General features: G+C 63.0%; 10 protein-coding genes and 1 pseudogene. 4 read left to right on the top strand and 7 right to left on the bottom strand.

Annotated elements, in window-relative coordinates; all coding sequences use genetic code 11:
- Positions 1-12 precede the first annotated feature (12 nt).
- The 4 genes from J3P88_RS15260 to J3P88_RS15245 form a co-directional block, all read right to left on the bottom strand.
- Positions 13-1338: a hypothetical protein gene (locus tag J3P88_RS15260; protein ID WP_434576257.1), complete on the bottom strand. Its 1326-nt coding sequence runs from the start codon at positions 1336-1338 to the stop codon at positions 13-15.
- Between the two features lie 83 nt (positions 1339-1421).
- Positions 1422-2771 carry an aminotransferase class III-fold pyridoxal phosphate-dependent enzyme gene (locus tag J3P88_RS15255; protein ID WP_434576255.1) on the bottom strand — a complete coding sequence of 450 codons (1350 nt, stop codon included), beginning with the start codon at positions 2769-2771 and terminating at the stop codon, positions 1422-1424.
- 11 nt (positions 2772-2782) lie between these two features.
- Positions 2783-4204: an aldehyde dehydrogenase family protein gene (locus J3P88_RS15250; RefSeq protein WP_434576254.1), complete on the bottom strand. Its 1422-nt coding sequence runs from the start codon at positions 4202-4204 to the stop codon at positions 2783-2785.
- Between the two features lie 85 nt (positions 4205-4289).
- On the bottom strand, positions 4290-5738 hold the full coding sequence (locus J3P88_RS15245) for an APC family permease (protein WP_434576252.1): 1449 nt from the start codon (positions 5736-5738) through the stop codon (positions 4290-4292).
- A 472-nt stretch (positions 5739-6210) separates the two neighbouring features.
- Here J3P88_RS15245 and J3P88_RS15240 point away from each other — a divergent pair.
- From J3P88_RS15240 to J3P88_RS15225, 4 genes and pseudogenes are all read left to right on the top strand, one after another.
- Positions 6211-7404 (top strand): annotated as a pseudogene (locus tag J3P88_RS15240) (PDC sensor domain-containing protein); the annotation flags it as partial.
- 102 nt (positions 7405-7506) lie between these two features.
- Positions 7507-8262 carry a methyl-accepting chemotaxis protein gene (locus J3P88_RS15235; RefSeq protein ID WP_434576478.1) on the top strand — a complete coding sequence of 252 codons (756 nt, stop codon included), beginning with the start codon at positions 7507-7509 and terminating at the stop codon, positions 8260-8262.
- A gap of 89 nt (positions 8263-8351) precedes the next feature.
- Complete coding sequence (locus J3P88_RS15230; RefSeq protein WP_186705860.1) at positions 8352-9521, top strand: efflux RND transporter periplasmic adaptor subunit; 1170 nt, start codon at positions 8352-8354, stop codon at positions 9519-9521.
- 3 nt (positions 9522-9524) lie between these two features.
- Positions 9525-12620: a multidrug efflux RND transporter permease subunit gene (locus tag J3P88_RS15225; RefSeq protein WP_434576250.1), complete on the top strand. Its 3096-nt coding sequence runs from the start codon at positions 9525-9527 to the stop codon at positions 12618-12620.
- Between the two features lie 671 nt (positions 12621-13291).
- On the opposite strand, the gene J3P88_RS15220 is transcribed toward J3P88_RS15225, so the two are convergent.
- The 3 genes from J3P88_RS15220 to J3P88_RS15210 are packed head-to-tail and all read right to left on the bottom strand — an operon-like array spanning position 13292 to position 16285.
- A complete protein-coding gene (locus J3P88_RS15220) occupies positions 13292-14140 on the bottom strand; it encodes an ureidoglycolate lyase (protein ID WP_434576248.1) in 849 nt (282 codons plus the stop codon).
- 25 nt (positions 14141-14165) lie between these two features.
- Positions 14166-14906, bottom strand: coding sequence for an SDR family oxidoreductase (locus J3P88_RS15215; protein WP_186729325.1), 741 nt, complete (start codon positions 14904-14906; stop codon positions 14166-14168).
- Positions 14903-16285 carry an MFS transporter gene (locus J3P88_RS15210; protein WP_434576246.1) on the bottom strand — a complete coding sequence of 461 codons (1383 nt, stop codon included), beginning with the start codon at positions 16283-16285 and terminating at the stop codon, positions 14903-14905. The genes J3P88_RS15215 and J3P88_RS15210 overlap by 4 nt, the downstream gene beginning before the upstream one ends.
- Positions 16286-16386: the final 101 nt, after the last annotated feature.

Here is a 16386-nt window from a genome sequence, read left to right as displayed (position 1 = left end):
ACAGCCCTGGCCTCAGAACGGCACAGCCACCGTCACCTGGCTGTAGACGTTGGTGCCATTGCCGCTCACTTGATTGCCCCCCGTCGTTGCGTCCCGATCCGGCTTGTAGAGGCCGATCAGCGGCGTGACGATCAAATGCTCGTTCACCGCCCATTCGACGTACAGGTCCAACTCGCGGGCATCCAGGTTCAGCGCGTTGTCTTTACGCACGGTGTTGTAGTCGAAGTACAGCGCACCGAGGGTCAGGTTCTCCAACGGCTTGGCTGTCAGGCCGACATGATGAATGCCCGTGTTGCTGTTGAAGGGCCCGGCATAATTACCCGCGACTTCGCCCTGGAACCAGGTGCCATAACCGGTGCTCTGCCCGGTGAACAGCGAATCCCACTTCTGTGAATAGCGGGTGTAGCGGTACGTCAGCTTGGGGGCCCAGGCGAGATCGGCAAAGGTGTAGCCGGCCTCGGCGTACCAGGCGTTCTGCGGGCCGGCGTCCTTGTCTTGCCAAGCGTATTCGAACGCCAGGCTCGCATTTTCAATGCCGGCGTCGCCTTCACCGCGAATACTGTAGACGTCCATGCCCTTGCGTTGCCGCTGGAAATCGCTGGCCCACCGGTCGTTCATATCCAGGCCGTGGATCCAGGTCAACCCCAAGGTCCCGGCCTTGGCGGTGTAGTCCAGCGTGCCGGCGGCCAGTTCGGTTTCGGCCTGGGCGCGGTTGTCGGACTTGAGCCACACCACGCTGCCATGCAGCCCCTCCTGCCCGCCCAGGCGCAACACGGCAGTCTGATCGAACGCGTGCCGGGCCGCCAGGTAATAGGCGCCACCGCGATTCAAGCGACCGTCGGCAGGCCCTTTGCCCAGGTTCGGCCCGTCATCGTTGATCAAAAAGCCCCTGCCCAGCTTGACCACCTGCCGCCCGCCGGAGATATCGACACCGTCCTGCCCCAGCACGGGGAACAGGTCGGCGGAGCGCCACCCCAGGTACGCGTCTTCGATCTTCGTCGTGCGTTCGCTGCCCAGCGAATTGCCGGCCGCGTCGCCATCGCCCCAGGTGGCGGAACTGACCAGGCTGAACGCACCGTAGGCGGTGCCATGGCCGGCCAGGCCCTGGTCGCCGCTGACGCCATACTTGATGAAACCTTCGCGCCAGGTTGAACCGCCGGGCCTGCCGTCGTAGTTCTTGCGACTGTTGAAATGGCCGAACACTGCCAGCAGGTCGGCGTTGAAATGCGTGTCGTCATCGGCATACAACTCATAGGCCTGGACCTGATTCCCGGCGCAAAGCGCCAGCGTACAGGCCAGGCCACTGCCGAAAATTTCCATACGCGATAGGTTCCGCATGGCTGGAGCTCCTTGTGCTGCGCCTTTTGAAGGCTGTTTTTATATTCAGGGAGCCGGCACGGCATACCGCGCCGGCTTACAGATCAGCGGCAGTCGGCGAGCGCACCGTCCAACGCACCGACCATCAGGGCGGCCTCGTCGCTGGTGAGGGTCAGCGGCGGCGACATCACGATCTTGTTGCCAATCGGGCGCACCAATACGCCGGCCCGACGCGCTTGCTCGGCGATGCGCGAGGCCAGGCCGTTAGCGGGGTCAAGCGGCTCGCGGGTGACCTTGTCCGCCACCAGGTCCACGGCGATCATCAAGCCCTTGCCGCGCACTTCGCCCACCACCGCGTAACGTTCGGTCAGCGGCTGCAATTGCTCCAGCAACTGGGCACCGACTTTCCCGGCGTTGCCCGGCAAGTCCTCGGCCTCGACGATGTCCAGCACCGCCAGGGCCGCCGCACACGCCGTCGGGTGTCCGCTGTAGGTGTAGCCGTGCATGATCACGTTGCTGAAACCAGGACCGTTTTCGATGGCATCGACGATGCGCTGGTTGAAGACCGTGGCGCCCATGGGGATGTAACCGGCGGTGATGCCCTTGGCCAGGCACAGCACGTCGGGCGCGACGCCCCAGCCCCGGCTGCCGAGCATGCAGCCGGTGCGGCCGAACCCGGTGACCACCTCATCGGCGATCAACAGGATGCCGTGGCGGTCGCAGACTTCCCGCAGCCGCTTCCAGTAATGCGCCGGCGGCACGATCACGCCACCGGCGCCTTGCACCGGTTCGGCAATCAACGCGGCAATGGTCTGCGGGCCGAGCAGCGCGATCTGGTCTTCCAACTGGCGAATGCAGTGAGTGGTCAACTCCTCTGGATCGCGGCAGTCCCAGGGGTTGCGGTACAACCACGGCGTATCGAGCAGATGACAGCCGGCCAACAGCGGCCCATGGTTGTAGTGATACACGCCGTTGCCACCCACTGAGGTGCCGCCCATGTGCACGCCATGGTAGCCATTGCGCAACGACAGGAAACGCGTGCGCCCTGGCTCGCCGCTGGCGATCCAGTATTGGCGGGCCATTTTCAGGGCCGTCTCGACCGCATCGGAACCACCGGAACTGAACAGCACCCGCGCCATGTTTTCCTGGGCGAACATCGACGTCAGCCGCTCGGCCAGGTCGAACACCCGTGGATGGGCAATGCCGTCGAAGGTCTGGTAATAAGCCAGTTCGTCCATCTGCGCGGCGATGGCCGCCTTCACCGAAGGCCGGTTATGGCCCACGTTGACGTTCCACAGGCCGCCGACACCGTCGAGCATGCGATGCCCCTCGATATCGGTGATGTAGTTGCCGTCGCCCCGGGCGATGATCAACGTCTTGGAGCGGTTGGCGGGCGCCGAAGAACTCATCGGGTGCCAGAACTTCTTCTGTGCTGTCTTGTAGTGCTCGTACATGGTTGCAGTCCTCATTCTGTTTCACGCTTGCGTACGTACAGCAGTTGCTGGCCGGTAAACTCCAGCAACCCTTCAAGGCCGAACTCGACGCCGAACCCGGACATCTTGCTGCCGCCAAACGGCGTATTCGGCTGGATCTGCGCATGGCAGTTGACCCAGGCCATGCCGCATTCCAGGCGACTGGCCAGTGCCTGGGCCTGCTCGCTGTCGCGGCCCCAGACCGATCCACCCAGGCCCATGTCGCCGGCATTGGCGCGACGCAGGACGTCCTCGACATCCTGGTAGGCGATCAGCGGCAACACCGGGCCGAACTGTTCCTCGTCCACCAGGCGCTGCCCGTCGGTCACATCGGCGACCAACGTCGGCGGGTAGAAAAAGCCCGGGCGGTCCAGACGGGCACCGCCGCACAACACCCGCGCTCCATGGGCGCGGGCATCGGCCACCAGCTCCTCAACCAGCTTCAACTGTTCGAGGTTCTGCACCGGGCCAAACGTGACCCCAGGCGCCAAGCCGTCACCCACCACCTGACGCTGGGCGATCCGGGCCAGGGCCTGGGCAAAGGCTTCGTACTGGGATTGGTGGATGTACAAACGCTTGAGGGCCGCGCAGGTCTGGCCCATGTTCAGGAAGGCCGCCTGGAAAATGTCTTCGGCCACCGCCTCCACCGGGGTTCCGGGCAGCACGATGGCCGCGTCGTTACCGCCCAGTTCCAGGGTCAGGCGCTTGAGGTTGCCGGCGGCACCGCGCATCACGCTTTGGCCGGTGGCGGTCGAACCGGTGAAGACGATTTTCTGGATACCGGCATGGGCCGTGATCGCGCTGCCAAAACCTTGTTCGCCGGTCACGCTATTGATCACGCCGCGAGGCACATGGCGCGCGATGATCTCCACCAAGCGCAGGGTGCTCAGGGGCGTCAGGCTTGACGGTTTGCTGATCACACAGTTGCCGGCCCGCAACGCTGGCATGATGTGCCAGACGGCGATCATGAACGGCCAGTTCCAGGGCGTGATCGACGCGACGACGCCCAACGGCTTGCGGTGCAGCTCAATGCGCTGGCTCGGGGTTTCTTCCACCAATTCCACAGGGATCTGCTGCTCGGCGGCGTAGCGCGTCCAGGCCACCGCCCCCATCACTTCAGAAAACGCCAGCTCCAGCGGTTTTCCCTGCTCCAGGACAATCAGCCGGGCCAACGACTCGGCGTCCTGCTCGATGTCTGCGGCGATGTCCAACAGGCGTTGGCGGCGATCTTCATGGGTGCTGTGGCGCCACTCGACAAAGGCCGCTTGCGCCGCCTCGACGGCAAGGTCCAGTTGGGTCAGGGAACCGGCCGGACACTGGGCGAACACCGTGGCGGTGGCTGGATTGAGCACATCGAAGTGGCCGTTCTCGCCGTCGACCCGAGTTCCATCGATGAGCATTTGATAATCGTGCATGACACCTTCCTTTCGCGCGCTGCCGGACCGTCCCGAACGGCAGCGGATTTATTGTCTGGATAGATTGATGGGGTCGCGCGGTGCCCTAGAGCTTGTGGCTGCCCAACGCCATGAACCGCTCGGGCGAGGCCTTGCGCAATCGGGCGGCGAGGTACACGCCGACGATCAGCGCGACGGGAATCACCGCACAAAGTCCGTAGGACAAAAGCTGGCTGGCGCCGGTGAGCACGTCGAAATGAATCACCGCAAGGGCCAGGACCGCCAACAAGGCCAGGCACGAGAAGCCCGGAAGAATCCGACCGCGCCAGAGCCCCAGCTTCAACTCCGGGTGCGCGCGGAAATAAACCAATACCGCCGCCGAGGTCAGGGCCATGAGCAGGATCACGCACAGCGTGGCCAGGTTGGAAAACCAGGCGAACAGTTGCAGGATCGGATCGGCATCCAGCGCGGCGAAGATCAGCACCACCACCGCGGCGATCAGGCTTTGCAGGACCGAGCCCATGTGCGGGCTTTGATGCACGCGATGGGTGGTGCCCAAGCGGCTGTGCAGCAAACCGTCACGCCCGATGGCATAGAAGTAACGGGCCGCGGCATTGTGGAACGCCAGCAGCCCGGCGTAGATGCTGACCATGAACAGCACGCGGATGACCTGGGTCAGGTGCGGACCGACAAAGTGGTCGGACATGCCGTAGATGAACGTGGTGGGATCCTGCAGCGCTTGCAGGGTCGGCACGATCTTGTCCGCCCCTACGCCAATCACCATGGCCCAGACCGACAAGGCATAGAAACCACCGATCAACAGCACCGAGCTATAGGTGGCGATGGGAATCGTACGGTGCGGATTCCTGGCCTCCTCGCCGTAGATGGTGGTGGCCTCGAAGCCAATGAACGCCGCGAAGCAGAACAGCAAGCCGATGGATGGCGTACCGCTGAACACATGGCTGCGATCGAACGAATCGAGGTTGATGCCGCTGTCGCCACCGGTCTTGAGGATGGCGAAATCCAGCGTCAGGATCGCCAGGTATTCGGCAATGACCACCACCGACAGCACCCGGGCCGACAGGTCGATCTTGCGATAGCCGAGAATCGCAATGCTCGCCATCGCCAGGAGCGAATAGGTCCACCACGGCAAGTCCAGGCCAAAGACGCTGGCCATCGTGCCGCTGACCACGCCGCCGAACATGCCGTACAGGCCGATCTGCAGGATGTTATAGGCAAACATCGCCAGCACCCCTGCCGCGCCTCCGGCCAAGCCCCCCAGGCCGCGAGAGGTGAACGCATAAAAACCACCGGCATTGGTCATGTGCCGGGACATGGCGGTGTAGCCCGCCGAAAATGCCAACAACACCAACAGCGCCAGGAGCAGCAACGCCGGTGTGCCGGCGCCGTTGCCTAGCATGATGCCAATGGGGAAGCCACCAGCGATGACACTCAAGGGGCTCGCCGCCGAAATCACGAAGAAGATGATGAAGCCGACACCCAGGGCACCGCGTTTCAACTCCGTCGAGCTGCTGATCGGGAAAGATACGCTCATTGTTCTTGACCTTATTGTATGAGGCAGTTGTTGCTGGATCGCAGACGCCAGCTTCGCCGACTTCCAAAAGCTGATTGCTCTGCTTGCACGCTGGATTCGATGCTAGGCCCTGACCAAAACCCTTCGCTATCCCAAAACGGCAGCATCCGAAGCGCTGCCCCAAAACAGGTCAACCCAGCTGTAACCCTATTCACTTAGGACCAACGACATCCCTGTGGCGAGGGAGCTTGCTCCCGCTGGGTCACGAAGCGGCCCGTCTTTTCTGGGCCTGCTGCGCAGTCCAGCGGGAGCAAGCTCCCTCGCCACAGGTTTTGTGTTTTCTTGGCGGAGTCGCATTGCCCTTTGCCGGCGCACAACCGCTGCCGATTCGGGATAACGGGAAAGTGCCTCCTGCCGCAAGATAACCTCGCCCACCGCTCAAACCGTGCTGGGCACAGAACAATAAAAATCCCCCGCGCAGGAAAACCTCAGCATGTCCTTCACTCGTCTCTCTATCCAATGGCGGATCACGCTCCTGAGCGGCCTGTGCCTGCTGGCCGTCGTCGGCGCACTGACCGCTGCCTCGCTGTATCAGAGCCAGCAAAGCGCAACGTTGCTCAAGCAGCAAAGCAGTCAACTGCTGGGGCGCTCGGCCCTGGAAGGTTTGCAGGCACAGGGCTTGGCACACGGTCAGCGGGTGGAACGGTTTTTCAGCGAAACGGCGATCTATGGGGAAGGTTTTGCCCAGCAAGTCCTGCAACTGCGCGCCCAGGCGTGGAACGGGCGACTGACACCGGGGCAACTGCGTCGGGACTTGATCGCCGCGACCCGCCAGGCTCTCCAGAACCGCGAAAAAGTGCTGGGCTTCTACGTGGTGCTGCTTCCCGACGCGCTGGTCGGTGAAGATGCCGGCTTCACCGGCCAACGGGATCTGGCCGGCAATGAAATAGGTCGCTTTGCCCTGTACTGGTCGCAAAGCCAACCCGGCCATCTGGTGCAAGAAGTGCTCAGCGAAGCCCAGATCAGTGCCAACACCGCGCCACCGGGCAGCGAGCCGGCCAACGCCTGGTACGTCTGCCCCCAGACCCAAGGGCGCACCTGCGTGACCGAGCCCTACGCGATCGAGGTCGAAGGTCAGAAGACGCTGATGAGCAGCATCTCCATACCGCTGCTGGACCAGGGCAAAGTCATTGGCGTGGTGGGCATGGACATCAGCCTCGATACCCTCCAGCAGCTCGCCGCCAGCCTGGCCAACGACCTGTATCCCGGCCACAGCGAAATCAATATCCTTTCCCCATCCGGGCAAATTGCCGGCCACAGCGGCACCGTGGCGGGTACGTCTGTCGATGTGCAGCAAACCGTGCAAACCGCTCCGGCAAACGCCCCCTGGCAATTGCAGATACGCGTGCCGGAAACGCTGGTACAAGCGCCGGCCCTGCACATGCAGGCCCAGTTGGACGACAAGCATCGCCAGGCCAATTGGTTCAATCTCAGCCTGGGCTTGCTGGCTGCCGGCTTGGGCCTGTTACTCATCTGGCTCACCGCCTACGGCGTGACCCGGCCACTGCTGAGGGTGGCGCAGATGCTCGATGCGATTGTCGACGGCGACGGCGATCTCACCCAGCGCCTGCCCGACGACCGTCACGATGAATTGGGCCATCTGGCCCAGGGCTTCAATCGTTTTCTCGATAAACTGCAGCCCATCATCCGCGATATCCAGCAAGCCTCCCTGGACACCCGCAACACCGCCGACACCTCGGCGCAGGTGGCCCGGGAAGTCAGCGCGGGCATGCACACGCAGTACCGGGAAGTCGAACTGGCGGCAACCGCCTTGCATGAAATGAGCACCAGCGCCCAGGAAGTGGCGCGCCATTCCCACCAGGCGGCCGATGCCGCCACCGTCGCCGAAAACGCTAGCCGATCAGGGCGGGAACTATTCGCCAACGCGGTCAACAGCATCGACAGCCTCCACCGCTGCCTGGAAACCACCCTCGAGCAAGTGCAGGCACTGGCCGGCAACAGTCAGCACATCGGCCAGGTGTTGGATGTGATTTGTGCGATTGCCCAGCAGACCAACCTGCTGGCATTGAATGCCGCCATCGAGGCCGCCCGCGCTGGCGAACAGGGCCGTGGCTTCGCGGTGGTGGCCGACGAAGTCCGGCATCTGGCGAGCAATACGCAGAATTCGGTCGAACAAATACGCTCGGTGATCGAAGCGTTGCAGCAACTGAGCCAGGACGTCGTGCACAGCACCCAGTCGAGCCGCGAGCTGGCCAGGGACAGCGTCGTTCAAGTCGATAAGACCCAGGCGGCGCTGCAGCGCATCACCGATGCCGTGGAAGTGATCGAACACATGAACCAGCAGATCGCCAGCGCGGCCCTGGAGCAAAGCGCTGTCGTGGAAGACATCAGCCATCGCGTCAGTGACATTCGCGGCATCAGTGAAACCTTGACCAGCCGCATGGAGGAAGCCTCGCAGGCGAGCCACTCGTTGCATGCCATGGCCAACCACCAGCAGCAGTTGGTGGGGCATTTTCGGATCTGATTACACAATTTCACAGAGCGCCTACAAAGCTTCACCCCTGCCGCAGGCCTCGGTCCCTACCATGGGCGGCTCAATCGTGGGGAAGCACCATGTCCAAGACTCCTTTCGTCACACTGGGCCTGTTGGTCGGCGCGCTGCTGCTCAGTGGTTGTGATAGCGCCTCGAACCCGCAAGCCTCCGCCCCGCTGCCCAGTGTGCGTGTGGAAACCGTCCAGGCCCGGCCATTGTCGATCAGCAACGAACTGAGCGGGCGGATCGCCGCGCCACGGGTCGCCGAAGTCCGGGCGCGGGTGGCCGGCGTGGTCTTGCAGCGAGTGTTCCATGAGGGCCGCGACGTCAAGCAGGGCGAGGTGCTGTTTCGCATCGATCCGGCGCCGTTCAAGGCCGACCTGGACAGTGCCGAGGCGGCGTTGCGCAAGGCCGAGGCCAATGCGTTCCAGGCCCGCTTGCAAGCCCAGCGTTATGCCCAGTTGATCGATGACAAGGCGATCAGTGGCCAGGACTACGACAACGCCCGGGCCAACGTGCGCCAGACGGCCGCTGACGTCGCCGCCAGCAAGGCCGCGGTGGAACGGGCGAAACTGAACCTGGGGTATGCCACGGTGACCGCACCGATTTCCGGGCGCATCGGCCGCGCCCTGGTGACGGAAGGTGCCTTGGTGGGGCAGAACGAAAGCACGCCGTTGGCGCTGATCCAGCAACTGGACCCGATCCACGCCGACCTCACGCAATCGACCCGCGAACTCAACGACCTGCGCCGCGCCTTTCGCGCAGGTCAGTTGCAAGCAGTCGGCCAGGGCCAGGCCAAGGCCACCTTGATCCAGGACGACGGCAGCCCTTACCCGTTGCCCGGCAAGTTGCTGTTCACCGACCTCAGTGTCGACCCGAGCACCGGCCAGATCACCTTGCGCAGCGAATTTCCCAACCCCGACCTGGACCTGCTGCCGGGCAGTTTCATCCGCGTGCGTCTCGAACAAGCGGTCAACAGCCAAGGCATCACCGTGCCGCAACGGGCCATCCTGCGTGACAGCGCCGGGGTCGCCCAGGTGTTGCTGTTGGACGCCGAGCAAAAGGTCAGCCAGCAACCGGTGCAACTGGGCGCCGCGCAAAACGATCGCTGGGTCGTTACCCACGGCTTGAAACCCGGCGACCGCATCGTCATCGAAGGCCTGCAACACGCCCGTCCCGGCGAGCAAGTCCGGGTCGACGACTCCCCACTTCCCCTCGCCCAGGTTCCCGGGCCACAGGCAGGACACTAAGCCATGCCGCAATTCTTCATCGACCGTCCGGTGTTCGCCTGGGTCGTCGCCTTGTTCATTCTGTTGTCCGGTGTCCTGGCCATTCCACAACTGCCGGTGGCCCAATACCCGGTCGTGGCCCCGCCACAAATCGAGATCTACACCGTGTACCCGGGCGCTTCGGCGCAAACCGTGGACGAAAGCGTGGTCAGCCTGATCGAGGAAGAACTCAACGGCGCCGACAACCTGCTGTATTTCGAATCCCAAAGCAGCCTGGGCAGCGCGACCATCACCGCGACCTTCCAGCCTGGGACCAACCCGGAACTGGCCCAGGTCGATGTGCAGAACCGCCTCAAGGCGGTGGAGTCGCGCCTGCCGCAAGCGGTCACGCAGCAAGGCTTGCAGGTGGACAAAGTCTCCGCCGGCTTCCTGCTGCTGATCACCCTCACCTCCAACGACGGCAAGCTCGACGACGTGGCCCTCAGCGACTACCTGGCGCGCAACGTGATGAACGAGATCAAGCGCCTGGACGGTGTCGGCAAGGCCCAGCTGTACGGCGCCGAGCGGGCCATGCGGATCTGGATCGACCCCCGGAAACTGGTGGGTTTCAACCTGACCCCCGCCGACGTCAACGCCGCCATCGTGGCGCAGAATGCCCAGGTGTCGGCCGGCAGCCTGGGGGATCTGCCGAGCCGCAGCACCCAGGAAATCACCGCGACCATCGTCGTCAAAGGCCAGCTCAATACGCCGCAAGAGTTCGCCGACATCGTACTCAAAGCCAACCCCGATGGCTCGACGGTGCGCATCGCCGACGTGGCACGGGTGGAAATCGGCAGCCAGGAATACCAGTTTTCCACGCGCCTGAACGGCAAGCCATCCACTGCCGTGGCGGTGCAACTCTCACCGGGCGCCAACGCGTTGAACACCGCGACCCTGGTGCGCAACAAGATGGATGAGCTGTCGCGCTACTTCCCGGCCGGCGTGGAATACAAGATCCCCTACGACACCTCGCCGTTCGTCAAAGTCTCGATCACCAAGGTGATCTATACCCTCGGCGAAGCGATGCTGCTGGTGTTCGCGGTGATGTTCCTGTTCCTGCAGAACATTCGCTACACGCTGATCCCGACATTGGTGGTGCCGGTGGCGTTGATGGGCACCTTCGCGACGATGCTGGCGCTGGGGTTCTCGATCAACGTGCTGACCATGTTCGGCATGGTGCTGGCCATCGGCATCCTGGTGGACGACGCCATCGTGGTGGTGGAGAACGTCGAGCGAATCATGGCCCAGGAAGGCTTGTCGCCCAAGGAAGCCACGCGCAAGGCCATGGGGCAAATCACCGGTGCGATCATCGGCATTACCCTGGTGTTGGTGGCGGTGTTCATTCCCATGGCGTTCATGCAGGGCTCGGTGGGGGTGATTTACCAACAGTTCTCGCTGTCGATGGCGACGTCGATTTTGTTCTCGGCCTTTCTCGCCCTGACCTTGACCCCGGCACTTTGCGCGACCTTGCTCAAACCGGTCGCCCAAGGTGATCACCACGGCAAAAACGGTTTCTTCGGCTGGTTCAACCGTGGTTTCGACCGATTCGGCGACCGCTATCAAGGATGGGTGGCCTACGCGCTGAAACGCAGCGGCCGATACCTGCTGATCTACGGCGTGCTGCTGGTGGGCATGGGCCTGCTGTTCAGTCGCCTGCCCTCCTCGTTCCTGCCGGTGGAAGACCAGGGCTACACCATCACCGACATCCAGCTGCCACCGGGCGCGAGCAAAAACCGGACGGTGCAGGTGGTGGAGCAGATCGAGGCGCACAACGCCGGTGAGCCGGGGGTCGGCGACAGCACGGTCATCCTCGGTTTCAGTTTCTCCGGCAGCGGGCAGAACGCGGCCCTTGCGTTCACCACCCTCAAGGACTGGTCGCAACGCGGCGCCGAGGACTCGGCGGCATCCATCGCCGACCGCGCGAACCTGGCACTGAGTCAGATCAAGGACGCCATGGCGTTCTCGGTGTTGCCGCCGCCCGTGGACGGCCTGGGCACCTCCAGCGGTTTCGAGTTCCGCTTGCAGGACCGTGGCGGCCTCGGCCACGCCACGCTGATGCAGGCCCGCAGCGAATTGCTCGCCGCCGCCGAAAAAAGCCCGATGCTGATCAATGTCCGCGAAAGCGCCCTGGCGGAGGCGCCGCAAGTGCAACTTGAAGTCGACCGCAAGCAGGCCAATGCCCTGGGGATTTCCTTCGCCGATGTCGGCGGTGTGTTGTCCACGGCGGTGGGTTCGGCCTACATCAATGACTTCCCCAACCAGGGGCGGATGCAGCGCGTGGTGGTGCAGGCCGAGGGCGACCAGCGCAGCCAGGTCGAGGATTTGTTGAAGATTCACGTGCGCAACAGCAGCGGAAAAATGGTGCCGTTGTCGGCCTTCGTCCAGGCCCGCTGGACCCAGGGGCCAGCGCAATTGACCCGCTACAACGGCTATCCGGCGGTGAGCATTTCCGGCGAACCGGCCCCGGGCTACAGCACCGGGCAAGCCATGGCTGAAATCGAACGGTTGGTGGCCCAAGGGCCGACGGGCCTGGGCCAGGAATGGACCGGGTTGTCCTTGCAGGAACGTCTGTCCGGCAGTCAGGCGCCGATCCTGCTGGGCCTGTCGCTGCTGGTGGTGTTCCTGTGCCTGGCGGCGCTGTACGAGAGTTGGTCGATCCCGACCTCGGTGCTGCTGGTGGTGCCGCTGGGTGTGCTCGGCGCGGTGCTGGCCGTGTCGTTGCGCGGGATGCCCAACGATGTGTTCTTCAAGATCGGGCTGATTACCATCATCGGCCTGTCGGCAAAGAACGCGATCCTGATCATCGAGTTCGCCAAGAGCCTGTACGACGACGGCCATGACCTGATCGACGCCACGCTCCAGGCCGCGCGCCTGCGCCTGCGACCGATCATCATGACGTCCCTGGCGTTCATCCTCGGCGTGGTGCCGCTGGCAATCGCCACCGGTGCCAGCTCGGCGAGCCAGCAGGCCATCGGCACCGGGGTGATCGGCGGCATGATCACCGCCACCCTGGCGGTGGTGTTCGTGCCGGTGTTTTTCGTGGTGGTGATGAAGCGTGTCAGGCGTATTGATTCAAAATAAGGCCAGGCCGGGCCACTGCTATCGCGAGCAAGCTTTGCTCCCACAGGGATTTGAGTTGAACGCCTATCCGGCGATCACCCCGGGACAATTGTGGGAGCGGGCTTGCTCGCGAAGAGGCCGGCACATTCACCATCTTTATTGACGATGACGCCGCCTTCGCGAGCAGGCTCGCTCCCACAGGGATTTGAGTTGAACGCCTATCCGGCGATCACCCCGGGACAATTGTGGGAGCGGGCTTGCTCGCGAAGAGGCCGGCACATTCAACATCTTTATTGACTGTGTCGCCGCCTTCGCGAGCAGGCTCGCTCCCACAGGGATTTGAGTTGAACGCCTATCCGGCGGTCACCCGGGACAAACTGTGGGAGCGGGCTTGCTCGCGAAGAGGCGAGCACATTCAACATCTTTATTGACTGTGTCGCCGCCTTCGCGAGCAGGCTCGCTCCCACAGGGATTTGAGTTGAACGCCTATCCGGCGATCACCCGGGACAAACTGTGGGAGCGGGCTTGCTCGCGAAGAGGTCGGCACATTCAACATCTTTATTGACTGTGATGCCGCCTTCGCGAGCAAGCCCGCTCCCACAGGGGATCTTCAGCAGGCACAATATCCGCGTGTATCGGAAGTCCTTCTGTGGGAGCGAGCCTGCTCGCGAAGACGGCCGCAAGCCCAACGATCAGTCCGCCTGCACCGTGACCTGACACTGTTCGCCCAAGCCTTCGATACCCAAGCGCATGGTCTGGCCCGGGCGCAGGAACACCGGGTTGGGCTTGATGCCCAGCCCAACACCCGGGGGCGTCCCGGTGGAAATCACATCCCCCGGTTGCAGACTCATGCAGCGGCTCAGGTAGGCGATCAGTTGCGGCACGCTGAAGATCAGCGTCCGGGTATTGCCGTTTTGATAGCGATGCCCGTCGACTTCCAGCCACAGATCCAGCGTATGGGGGTCGGCGATTTCGTCCCGGGTCACCAGCCAGGGTCCAAGGGGGCCGAAGGTGTCGAAGCCCTTGCCCTTGTCCCAGGTGCCGCCGCGCTCCAGCTGCCACTCACGCTCCGACACATCGTTGATGACGCAATAACCGGCGACATGCTCCATGGCATTGGCTTCGTCGATGTAGCGCCCGCCCTTGCCGATGACCACGCCCAGCTCGACTTCCCAATCGGTCTTGAGCGAGCCACGGGGAATCTGGACATCGTCGTTCGGCCCGCAAATGGCACTGGTCCATTTGTTGAAGATGATCGGCTCTTTCGGCACGTCCATGTTCGACTCGGCGGCATGGTCGGCGTAGTTCAGGCCGATGCAGATGAATTTGCCGACCTGGCCGACACAGGCGCCGATGCGCGGCTGGCCGGTAACAAGCGGCAGGCTGCGGGGGTCGAGGGCGGCAAGTCGCGCCAGGCTTTCCGGGCCCAAGGCCTGCCCGGCGATGTCCGCGACGTGGCCCGACAGGTCGCGGATCTGTTTGTCTTCATCCAACAGCCCGGGTTTTTCCGAACCTTTTTCGCCGTAACGCAACAGTTTCATGAAGTGCTCCTGCTCAAGTGAAAATTCAGAGGCTCATGCCGCCATCGATCACATGTACCGTCCCGGTGGTGTAGGCGGACGCGTCGCTGCCCAGGTACAACGCCAATTGCGCAATTTCCTCGGTGTGGCCAATACGTCCCATGGGCTGGCGGTCGAGAAACTGCCGATAGACCTCTGCTTCTTCGACACCTTGTCGCGCAGCCTGGTCGGCGATGCGCTGGCGTAGCGAAGGCGAGTCCACCGTGCCGGGGCAGATGGCGTTGCAACGAATGCCCTGGCCGACAAAGTCGATGGCGACGGATTTGGTCAGCCCCACCACCGCCGCCTTGCTGGCAGCATAGGCGAAACGATTGGGCACGCCCTTGATACTGGACGCGACCGACGACATGTTGATGATCGAGCCGCCGCCACGGGCCAGCATGCCCGGCAGGAACGCGCGGATCATGCGGTACATGGCCGTGACATTGAGGTCCATCGAACGTGCCCAGGACGCTTCATCGCATTCCAGGATGTTGCCGCTGTGCACAAAGCCGGCGCAGTTGAACAGCACGTCCAGCCCGCCGATGTGGTCGCGAGCAGCGTCGATGGCATCGGCCGAGGTGACATCCAGGATCATCGGCGTGACCCCATCGATGCCCGCCAGTGCGCGAATGTCGATGTCGCTGGCAAACACCTCGGCGCCGGCCTGGGCGAAGGCCACCGCGCTAGCCAAGCCGATGCCTTGCCCGGCCGCCGTCACCAGGACTCGCTTGTTTTGCAGACTCATGCGGTCTCCAGTTGCGCTGCCGTGGGCGCGGTCTTGGGCGTCCTGCCGAGCATCGAGGCAGGGATCGCGAGGATCAATCCACCGCTGACCAACAGACACAAGGCCAACACGTAAGTACCGTTATTGATATTACCCGTCAGCGTTTCCGCCACGGCGGTGATCATCGAACCGGTGAAGCCCGACAGGTTGCCGAAGGCGTTGATCATGCCGATCCCGGCCGCGGCGGCAACGCCCGACAGCACGGTGCCCGGCAGGGTCCAGAAAATCGGCATCAGGCTGAGGATCCCCGAGGCGGAGACACTGAGGAACAGGACCGATAGCACCAGGTTATCGGCGAAAAACGCGCTGAGGATCAGCCCGACACCGCCAATGAAGGCCGGGATCGCCGCATGCAGGCGCCGCTCGCCGGTACGGTTGGAATGACGGGCGTTGAGCAGCATCGCCACCACCGCCACCGAGTAAGGAATGGCAGTGAGCAAACCGATATGCAGGCTATTGGTGATGCCGGTGCTCTTGATGATCGACGGCATCCAGAACGCTAGGCCATAGAAACCGGTGTTGAAGGTCAGCAGGATCAACACCAGCAACCATACCCGAGGGTTGAAAAATACCTCGCTCAAGCGCGTGGCCTTGCCCTGGTTGTCGGTTTGCAGATTGGCCTTGAGCAGGGCTTTTTCCGCGACGGAGAGCCATTTGGCCTTGTCGATGTTGTCGGCCAGGCAAACGATCACCACGAACGCCATGATGATCGACGGAATGCCTTCGATGATCAGCATCCATTGCCAACCGGACATTCCGTGGACGCCCTGCATGCTGTTCATCAGCCAGCCGGAGAGGATGCCACCCAGGGTCAGGCTGACCGGCAGCGCCAGCAGGAACCCGGACATCACCCGGCTCTGCCGGTGGGTCGGGAACCAGTAGTTGAGGTAGAGGATCACGCCAGGGAAAAAGCCCGCTTCGCAGATCCCCAGCAGGAAACGCAGCACGTAGAACATCGTGCTCGATTCGAGATGGAAAAACGCCGCCAGCGGCACGGTGTAGGCCACGGCCATGGAGATCACCGCCCAGCTGAGCATGATCCGGGCGATCCAGAACCGCGCGCCAAAGCGATGCAGCAACAGGTTGCTGGGGACTTCAAAGAGGAAATAGCCCCAGAAAAACATACTGGCGCCCAAGGCATACACGGTGTTGCTGAATTGCAGCTCGTTGAGCATGTCGAGCTTGGCGAACCCGATGTTCACCCGATCGAGGTACGCCGCCATGTAGCACAGGAGCAGGACGGGAAGGATGCGCCAGATGACCTTGCGGTAGGTCCGTTCTTCGAAGTCGAGCTCGCCAGCTTGTGCCTGGGCGGGCAACTGCTCGGAGATGGTTTGCATAAGTAACCCCTGATTGTTTTTATTGGGTCACGTCGAATGAGCGAGTCATCCGGCGATTGAACGAGGACTCTACTGTCGGGGATCGATTCTTTCCCAATGGC

Origin of the sequence: Pseudomonas sp. Z3-6 (assembly GCF_051131985.1) — a bacterium.
Lineage (GTDB): Bacteria > Pseudomonadota > Gammaproteobacteria > Pseudomonadales > Pseudomonadaceae > Aquipseudomonas > Aquipseudomonas zanjanensis.
Note: the sequence above shows the minus strand (reverse complement) of the source record. Positions and strands in the feature narration are given on the sequence as shown.

Coding starts and splice junctions, on each gene's coding strand:
- J3P88_RS15260 (WP_434576257.1), bottom strand. CDS start 1,338: ATGCGGAACCTATCGCGTATGGAAATTTTCGGCAGTGGCCTGGCCTGT.
- J3P88_RS15255 (WP_434576255.1), bottom strand. CDS start 2,771: ATGTACGAGCACTACAAGACAGCACAGAAGAAGTTCTGGCACCCGATG.
- J3P88_RS15250 (WP_434576254.1), bottom strand. CDS start 4,204: ATGCACGATTATCAAATGCTCATCGATGGAACTCGGGTCGACGGCGAG.
- J3P88_RS15245 (WP_434576252.1), bottom strand. CDS start 5,738: ATGAGCGTATCTTTCCCGATCAGCAGCTCGACGGAGTTGAAACGCGGT.
- J3P88_RS15235 (WP_434576478.1), top strand. CDS start 7,507: ATGCACACGCAGTACCGGGAAGTCGAACTGGCGGCAACCGCCTTGCAT.
- J3P88_RS15230 (WP_186705860.1), top strand. CDS start 8,352: ATGTCCAAGACTCCTTTCGTCACACTGGGCCTGTTGGTCGGCGCGCTG.
- J3P88_RS15225 (WP_434576250.1), top strand. CDS start 9,525: ATGCCGCAATTCTTCATCGACCGTCCGGTGTTCGCCTGGGTCGTCGCC.
- J3P88_RS15220 (WP_434576248.1), bottom strand. CDS start 14,140: ATGAAACTGTTGCGTTACGGCGAAAAAGGTTCGGAAAAACCCGGGCTG.
- J3P88_RS15215 (WP_186729325.1), bottom strand. CDS start 14,906: ATGAGTCTGCAAAACAAGCGAGTCCTGGTGACGGCGGCCGGGCAAGGC.
- J3P88_RS15210 (WP_434576246.1), bottom strand. CDS start 16,285: ATGCAAACCATCTCCGAGCAGTTGCCCGCCCAGGCACAAGCTGGCGAG.